7 protein-coding genes and 1 tRNA gene are annotated in these 7,948 nt (G+C 71.8%); 2 read left to right on the top strand and 6 right to left on the bottom strand.

The genetic code is table 11. The features are described 5' to 3' along the window. Positions 1–95: 95 nt before the first annotated feature. From ACFV4F_RS20480 to ACFV4F_RS20455, 6 genes are all read right to left on the bottom strand, one after another. Entirely contained in the window at positions 96–962 is an 867-nt protein-coding gene (locus ACFV4F_RS20480; RefSeq protein ID WP_380504258.1) for an immunity 49 family protein, read from the bottom strand. 14 nt (positions 963–976) lie between these two features. Continuing rightward, on the bottom strand, positions 977–3,769 hold the full coding sequence (locus ACFV4F_RS20475; RefSeq protein ID WP_380504255.1) for a hypothetical protein: 2,793 nt from the start codon (positions 3,767–3,769) through the stop codon (positions 977–979). Positions 3,770–3,795: 26 nt separating this feature from the next. After that, the gene (locus ACFV4F_RS20470; protein ID WP_380436719.1) at positions 3,796–4,113 is read right to left on the bottom strand and encodes a pore-forming ESAT-6 family protein; all 318 of its coding nucleotides are present in this window, start codon (positions 4,111–4,113) and stop codon (positions 3,796–3,798) included. Positions 4,114–4,222: 109 nt separating this feature from the next. Continuing rightward, complete coding sequence (locus ACFV4F_RS20465; RefSeq protein ID WP_380436721.1) at positions 4,223–4,555, bottom strand: hypothetical protein; 333 nt, start codon at positions 4,553–4,555, stop codon at positions 4,223–4,225. Between the two features lie 233 nt (positions 4,556–4,788). Next, positions 4,789–4,861: transfer RNA gene (locus ACFV4F_RS20460), tRNA-Lys, on the bottom strand. 36 nt (positions 4,862–4,897) lie between these two features. After that, positions 4,898–5,668, bottom strand: a complete 771-nt coding sequence (locus tag ACFV4F_RS20455; RefSeq protein WP_380504252.1) for a DNA polymerase beta superfamily protein — start codon at positions 5,666–5,668, stop codon at positions 4,898–4,900. A 174-nt stretch (positions 5,669–5,842) separates the two neighbouring features. On the opposite strand from ACFV4F_RS20455, the gene ACFV4F_RS20450 reads away from it, so the two are divergent. Then, positions 5,843–7,066, top strand: a complete 1,224-nt coding sequence (locus ACFV4F_RS20450; RefSeq protein ID WP_380504250.1) for a DNA glycosylase AlkZ-like family protein — start codon at positions 5,843–5,845, stop codon at positions 7,064–7,066. An 80-nt stretch (positions 7,067–7,146) separates the two neighbouring features. Continuing rightward, positions 7,147–7,905: an SDR family oxidoreductase gene (locus tag ACFV4F_RS20445; protein ID WP_380504247.1), complete on the top strand. Its 759-nt coding sequence runs from the start codon at positions 7,147–7,149 to the stop codon at positions 7,903–7,905. The last annotated feature ends 43 nt before the right edge of the window (positions 7,906–7,948 follow it).

The raw sequence follows: 7,948 nt of genomic DNA, 5'->3' as shown, positions 1-7,948 counted from the left end.
GGCCGGCGCTCGGCGGCGCGGGCCGCCGCGCCCCGACCCCCCCGGCCGCCGCCCCACCTGTGCCGCGGGGGCGCCGACAGGCACTTCCGCGGGGTCTACGTCGGGAATTCACCGACCCAGCCACGGCGGAGCAGGTGGTGCGGCAGGTACTCCGACTCGACGTCGACGGGCATGTCGGCGTCGTGGGCGAGGCAGGCGATCGCGAGCGGGGCGAGGGCGACCAGGCCGGTGGCGTTGAGCGAACGGGCCTCGTTCGCGACCCAGTACTCCTTGTGCCAGGTCAGGGCGTTGGCCAGGGACTTGTTGAAGGCCTCGCCCTCCCGGCGCAGGTAGAGCTGGAAGAGCTCCAGCGGCGGATAGAGGATCTTCAGCATCAGCTCGGCGCCGGCGATCCGCGCGCCCTCCGGGGCGGTCCCCCTGATCGCGGCGACGAGGGAGTCCCAGGTCTGGGGCTCGCCGGACCAGGCGAGCTGGAGCGCCCGGATCCAGTCGTAGACGTAGTCGTCGAACTCCATCCCGGACGCGCGCAGGAACTCCACCGGCACCTGAGCGAGTTGGTTGATCCGGTCGTCCTCACGGCAGATCACCGCGAGGTAGAACGCCTTCAGCCAGCTGCCCGCGTTCAGGTAGTCCTGCGGCCCGGTCGCGGGAAGCTTGCGGACCTCGCCCTCGACACCGACCCGGCACTCCACCGGGCCCTCCTTCGCCGTGCCGGCGGCGAACAGGGCGGACCCGGTCTGCATGGCCAGCACCCACGCCTCCCAGGTCCCCAGGGCACCGGCCCTGGGGTCCTTCGCGCAGCGCCAGTCCGCCGCGGCGAGCGTCATGTCGAGCGCATCGGCACGGTCGTACTCGGAGGTCTCGATGCCGTCGACGGCCTCGTTGGCGGACTCGATGACCGGTGCCATGGCCTGGTCCGCGTCATCCGTGCGGAATTCGTGGCGCGGAACGCGCGTTGTCATCTGATGTCCTCAGGTTAGAGGTGGAATTGTTCCATCACGCCGCCATCGTAAGCGCCTGCGATGTCTTCCCTGGCCTTGACCAGCACGTACTTCAGCTTTCCCGCCTTCAGCGCGGCACGGAGATCCTTGGCTATCTCGGCGTCCCGTCCGCCGCGGGAGGTCATCTCCGCCAGGATCGTCCGGACGTAGGGCAGGGTGCCCTGCTGGACGCGCATGCCCTGGGCGCCGCCGTGGTCCGCCGGATTCAGCGGGTCGGGGTCGGCCTTCCCCTGGCGCCAGTCGGGGCCGTTGGACGGGGCCTTCTCCTCCACCAGGAGGTACTCGTCGTTGGGGAGCTTGTACGCCCCGTCGAACATGTTCGCGCCGTTGGGAGTCTTGGGGAGGTCGATGATCTCGGCCTCGGGGAACTTGTGCGGGATCACGTGCTTGACCGCGACCTGGTGACCGAACTCCTCCGAGATCTTGCTGTTGTTCTTGACCCCGGGGAGCCGGTCATCGAACGCCTTCCGGGCCGCGTCGACCGCCGTTTGGGCCTTCGCCTTCGCCTCGGGAGTCGTCGCGTCGTGCAGCGCGATCTCCGCGTTGTTCAGGTTCACCGACACACGGCGGTCCATCGCGGCATCCCGGAGAGGCTTGAGGGCTCCGTCGGGGACGGTGTCGAGCCCGAACGTCTTCTTGCCGAAGGTGGTCGCCTTCGGGCCGTTCGGGAGGTCGTGGGTGGCGACGTAGTGGCCGTTGGCGTCCTTCGCCAGCTGCGGGAGCTCGACGCCGTCGACGAGGGCATCGATGCTCTGACGCTTGACGACACCGTTCTTGTCGACCCGGTAGTGCTCCTCGAACCAGGCCGGATCATCGTTGGCCAGCCGGACGTGCTTGTCCATCAGCTCCTTGCGCCGCTCCGGACTGATCTCCGGCTCGCCCTGGTGCGTGCCGTTGCCCTGGTTCTGGTGGCCGTGGCCGCCCGTTCCGGAGCCGTCGTGCCCACCAGTGCCGTCGTGCCCGCCGGTCCCCGAGCCGTCGTGCCCACCCGTACCGTCGTGCCCACCCGTGCCCGCGCCGTCGTGCCCGCCGGTGGTCGGGGTGTCATGGCCCGGCCCGCCCGGGCCGTCGTGGCCGCCGCCGGACGGGTTGAGGTCGTTGCGGGGCCCCTCGGGGGCGTGGCCGCCGGGGGTGTGGTCGGGGGCGTGGCCGCCGGGGGCCAGGTGGTCGGGGACGTGGTCCGGCACGTGATCGGGGACGTGGACCGGTTCGGAGAGGTCCGAGCCGAGCTTGATGACGCCGTCGCGGCCGCCGACGCCCGCCATCTCGGGCACCTTGGCCTTGGCCGGGACGACGGGGTTGTGGGGCTTGACCGGGTCGTGGTCCGCGCCGGTGTGGTCGCCGGGGAGGTTCTCCTTCGGCGCTTCGCCGCCGTGCTGGCGGATGTTGCCGGCCTCGTCGTAGACGTTGCCGTGCGGGTCCATGTACTCGACCTTGCCGCCGTGCTCCAACTTGATGGTGTTGGGCGGGAGTTCGACGGTCTTCTCGGGGAACTTGATCCCGCCGTCGGCGGTCTTGATCGCGCCTTCGGGGATCTGGGCGCCGGGCGGGAGCTTGAACGAGCCGTCGGGGAGCTTGATGGCGCCCTCCGGGATGGAGACCGCCTTGTCGAGGTTGATGCTGGGCATCTTGAAGTCGGTGATGCCCTTCAGGCCCTTCATGACGTCGCTGACCTTGGAGATGCCGAAGCCGGCGCCCTTGAAGACGTACGTCATCGGGTCGATGGCCTTGCCGACCTTGCCCGCGACGGACAGCGCCTTCCCGGCGAGACCGGCCTTGCCCGCGCCCTCCGCGGCCGCGCCCTCGCCGCCGGTGAACACCGTGGTGAGCACGTTGAACGTGACGGCGCCCGCCGCCCGCGAGGGGTTCGAGCTCCACTGGTCCCAGGCCACCAGCGCCTTGCCGGTCTCCTTCACGGCGGTGCGCGAGTCCCGCAGCCAGGACGGCAGGTCCTTGTCCGGCATCGCCCAGAACGCCGGTCCCACGCCCGGGATGCCCGTGATGACGAGTCCCGTCGCGAGCTTGGCGAGGCCGGTCCAGGCCTGCTTGCACGCGTCCCAGCCGCCGAAGCCGACCAGCGTGCCCAGGCCCTTGATGGTGCCCCAGACGCCGTCGATGATCACGCCCTTGCCGAACTCGATCACCTGGTCCGGCAGGTCCCACCAGGGGATGTCGCGGTCGACGGCGCTGCCCCAGGGTAGGTCCTTGGAGTCCTTGAGGTCCTTGGCGTTGTAGCCGTACATGTCGTCGGCGTTGGAGCCGTCGTTGACGCGCAGGGGCTTGCCGCCGACCAGGGCGACGATCTTGGCATACGCGTCCCGCTCGACGCCCTGGAACTGGGTCCAGGCGTCGGCGATGTCGTTGCGCCGGTTGTTGTTCTCCTTGACCTTGTCCTCGTCCTGGCGCCAGTCATGGTTCTTGTCGGCCATGTCCTTGAAGGCGATGGCCTCGCGCTTCAGGGTGTCGAGCCTGTCCCTGATCGGCGCCGCGTCCTTGGAGTACTGGCCCAGCGCACCCGAGATCGTGCAGACGTCCTGGCTGAGCTTCAGGCCCAGGTCGGACACCGGCTTCGTCGTCGCGAACAGCTGGTCGGCCTCGGGCGCCTTGTAGAACGCGCTCAGGGCGCCGAAGCTGGTGTGCACGTCCCCGGCGGCCGAGGCGATCTTCGCCCCGCCCGTCGAGATCGACTTGACCTTCTCGTCGAGCGTGCCCAGGTTGCCCGTGAAGACCGGCACCTCGGCCGGGTTCACCGGATTCTCGTCGCTCACGTCCTACCCCCCGTGTCGAGCGTGTGTCAGCCGATGTTGTCGACCGCGGTCTTGGCGCGGGCGACCGTCTGCTGCGCGGTGCTGTCGTTCTCCTCGAGCGTCTTGCGCAGCAGCGAGATGATGTTGCGCACCTCCTGGGAGACGTTCTTCCAGCGCAGCTCCTTGGCGTGGTACTCCTCGGACACGCCGTCGGCCTGGAAGTCGCCCATGACGGCCTTCACCTGCGCGTCACGCGCGGTCATCACCTGCTCCAGCTGCCCGATCACGCCCTGGATGTTGCGCTGCGCCTCGGACGAAGCACCGTGGTCGTAGGAACGACGGTCCGAACCCCCGCCACCGGCCATGACAGATCACACTCCCCGTTGAAGAACCCGATGAAGAACCCGATGAAGAACCTGCAGAGGACCTTGCGGAGCGCACCCTGCAGAGAAGGAACCGACGACCCGGTCGCGGTCAGCGGGCGCCGAAGCGCGCCGCGTCGAAGCGCGCGGACGTCATGTTCGTCTTCGCGTTCTGGCCCTGCTCCTGGTCACCCTGGCCGAAGGCCTGCTCCATGCCCGACTGACCGCCCAGGATCGCCGACAGCGACGAGTTCAGCGCGTTCGCGATCTCGTCCGCCCGCGACTTGAAGCTGTCGAACATCTGCTTGCCCTGACCGTTGAACTTGCCCTCCAGCGGCTCCGCCGCCGCCACGAGCTGCTTGACCAGCGCACCCAGATCCTGGTTCGAGGTCTTCGACCCCGACATCAGCGTCTGCAGCGCCTGGTTCCCCATGTCGAACTTCATACCGCTCCCCCGTCCGCTCGACCAGACATGCCTGTTCCAGTTCTACCAACCTTCGACCGCCCGGCGAACCCCTCGCGACAGAGCTGAGACGAAGGCATGACCGACCTATTGCCTCGGGCCCCGCCCCGCACCGGCTCGGTCCGCCCCGAAAAACGCGACGGCACCGCAGCCGCATCGAGCAGCCGCAGTGCCGGACCGCAGATCGGAGGAGGTCGGACCGCCTCTTCGCACGGTGGGCCACCAGGGGCTCGAACCCTGAACCTACGGATTAAAAGTCCGCAGCTCTGCCAATTGAGCTAGTGGCCCGCGACCCTGCCCCGTGTGGGGAGGGCCACCGCGATCCTACCCGGTGGGCCCCAGGGGTCCGCCAGTGGATTGGAGGGACTCGCCGGGGGCCGGGGGTGCCGGGGGCGGGGTGTAGTGGGCGGCGCGGACCCGGCGGAGCCAGGCCTCGGCGGGGCGCTGGTCGGGGGCGGCGGGGAGGACGCCGGGGCGGTCGAGGCGGTCGGCGGCCGCGACGAGGACGGGGCGGGCGACGTCCGGGTCGTCGGCGATGCGTTCGCCGAGGTCGCGGATGCGTTCGGGGTCGGGCAGGCGGACGAGGTTGGTGCCGGTCTCGTGCAGGTGGACGGCCTGTTCGACGAGCCGCACCAGGTGGCGGGCGTGCTTGGCGGCGCGGCGCCGCGCGGCGGCGTCCGTGGTGTCGCGGGTCAGCAGCTTGCGGAACTGCTGGTCCGCGTAGCCGAGGTAGGCGTTCCGGACGGCCGGCGCACTGAGGAACGAGCTGCGGATGCCGATGAGTTCGTCGCCGAGCGGGGTGCGCGTCTCGTACAGGTCGTCGGGCAGCCAGACGAGTTCGGACGCGGTGGGGTTGCAGGAGAGCGCGAGGCGGCACCACTTGGCGGCCTCGTGCAGGGTGGCGTCCGGCCGGGTGGTCACGTGCGACTCGGCCGGGCGGTGCAGGCCGTGCAACTCCTCGGTGGGGGTGGCGAACAGGCCCAGCCGGTCGATGTCGGAGCCGGCGTGGGCGAAGCCGTACGCGGTCGAGCCGACGATGCCGGCGAGCAGGACGGCCCCGGGCGCTACGGGCGCTGCGGGCACTGCGGAGGCCATGGGCGCTACGGGCGCTACGGGCACTGCGGAGGCCATGGGCACTACGGGCATGCGCGTTCTCCTCTCGAACAGCTCGGTCGGCCGTGGCGGTGGTGATCGCATCCTCCCCGAGCCCGGCCGCGCCGGGCGACCGATTTCCTGCTCGGGGCCCGCCCGTCGGCCGATACTGGCCCCATGGAGCACGGACCGGAGACCCGCACCGACGCCGACACCGCGAAACTGCGCGCCTGGTGGTCGCACCGCCAGTGGCTGGACCGCCCGCGCCCCGGCGCACCCGCCGCCGAGGTGCTGGCCGCCACCGGGTGGGCGCGGTCGGTGGGCGGCGCGGCGCCGTACCTGGGGCTGTTCGCCCGGGCCGGGCTCCGCCGGGCGGCGGTGGACGCGGCCGTGGCGCGGCTGGAGGTGCACGAGCTGCCGGCGGCGCGCGGCTGCACGTACGTCCTGCCGGCCGCCGACTTCGCGCTCGGGCTGGCCGCCGGCGCCGCCGGACCGGTGGCCGAACTGACCTCCGCGGAGAAGCACTTGGGGGTCGGGCGGGACGAGGTGGAGAAGCTCTGCCTGGCCATCGAGCGCGTGTTGTCGGAGGCGGAGCCGCTGGACCCGACGTCGATCCGGGAGGAGGTCGGCGACGCCGTCCGGTCGCTCGGCGAGGCGGGGAAGAAACGCGGCGTCTCGACGACGCTGCCGCTCGCGCTCGGGCTGATGCAGTCGCGCGGACGGATCCGCCGGGTGCCCGTCAACGGCCGTCTGGACCAGCAGCGTTACGGCTACGTGGGCTGGGACCAGCCGGTCGCCGGGGGCACCGTCGACCTCGCCCGCCGCTACTTCTCCTGGGCCGCCCCGGCCACCCTGCGGCACTTCCGCTGGTTCTCCGGCTTCACCGCGGCCACCGCCCGCCGGGCCGTCGCCGAGGCCGGGCTGGTCCCGCTCGCACCCGGCTCGGAATTCCTGATGCCGTCCGAACTGCTGGACGAGTACGCCGAGTTCAGGATCCCCGCCGAGCCGCGCTACACCCTGCTCGCGGGCATCGACGGCATCCACCTCCTGCACCGCGACCTGCCCCGGCTGCTCGACCCCGCCGACGCCGCACGCCCGCTGCCCGCCGGCCGGGCCGGGCGGTCGTTCGGCAGCGAGGCCGACCCGCAGACCCACGTGGTGCTCGACCGGGGCCGGATCGTCGGGTTGTGGGAGTACGACACCGAGCGCGCGGAGATCGTCCACCAGTCCTTCGTGCCGCCGGACGACGCGCTGCGCGAGGCGGTGGCCCGCACCGAGGCGTTCGTCCGCGACGAGCTCGGCGACGCGCGCGGGTTCAGCCTCGACTCGCCGAAGAGCCGCGCGCCGAAGATCGCGGCCCTGCGGGCGGCGGCGGGCACCACGGACCGGGCCACCCGGTAGCGGCCACCCGGTGACGCCCGCCGGATAGCGGCCACCCGGTAACGCCCACCGGGTAGCGGGCCACCGGATAGCGTACGGACATGTCGACCACTCCCCCCGAGGTCCTGCTCGTCACCGGCGCGGGCCGCGGCATCGGCGCCGCCACCGCCCTGCTCGCCGCCCGCCGCGGCCACCACGTGTGCGTCAACTACCGGGCCGACGAGGCCTCGGCGGACGCCGTCGTGGCCGCCATCCGGGCCGAGGGCGGCACCTCCGTCGCCGTCCGGGCGGACGTCACCCGCACCGCCGAGGTGGAGCGGCTGTTCGCCACCGTGGACGCCGAACTCGGGCCGCTCACCGGCCTGGTGAACAACGCGGGCACGCTGGAGCGGCAGTGCCGGCTCGAAGACCTCGACGAGGAGCGGCTGAACCGGATCTGGGCGGCCAACATCACCGGCCCGTTCCTGTGCGCGGCGCAGGCCGTCCGCCGGATGTCCACCCGGCACGGCGGTCGCGGCGGCGCCGTCGTCAACGTCTCCTCGGCCGCCTCCCGGCTCGGCTCGCCGAACGAGTACGTCGACTACGCCGCCGCCAAGGGCGCCGTCGACTCGATGACCCGCGGCCTCGCGCTGGAGGTCGCCGCCGAGGGCATCCGCGTCAACGCCGTCCGCCCCGGGCTGATCCACACCGACATCCACGCCCTGGGCGGCGAGCCCGGCCGGGTCGACCGGGTCGGCCCCACCCTGCCGATGGGGCGCGGCGGGCGGCCGGAGGAGGTCGCCGAGACGATCCTCTTCCTCCTCTCCCCCGCCTCGTCGTACATGACGGGCGCGTTCCTGGACGTCGCCGGCGGACGCTGAGAACGGTCCGCCCGAGGTGACCGGACGTCACCCGGCGGCACCG

This window comes from Kitasatospora sp. NPDC059722 (assembly GCF_042733235.1).
GTDB lineage: Bacteria > Actinomycetota > Actinomycetes > Streptomycetales > Streptomycetaceae > Kitasatospora.
This window is presented reverse-complemented; position numbering and strand designations above follow the sequence as displayed.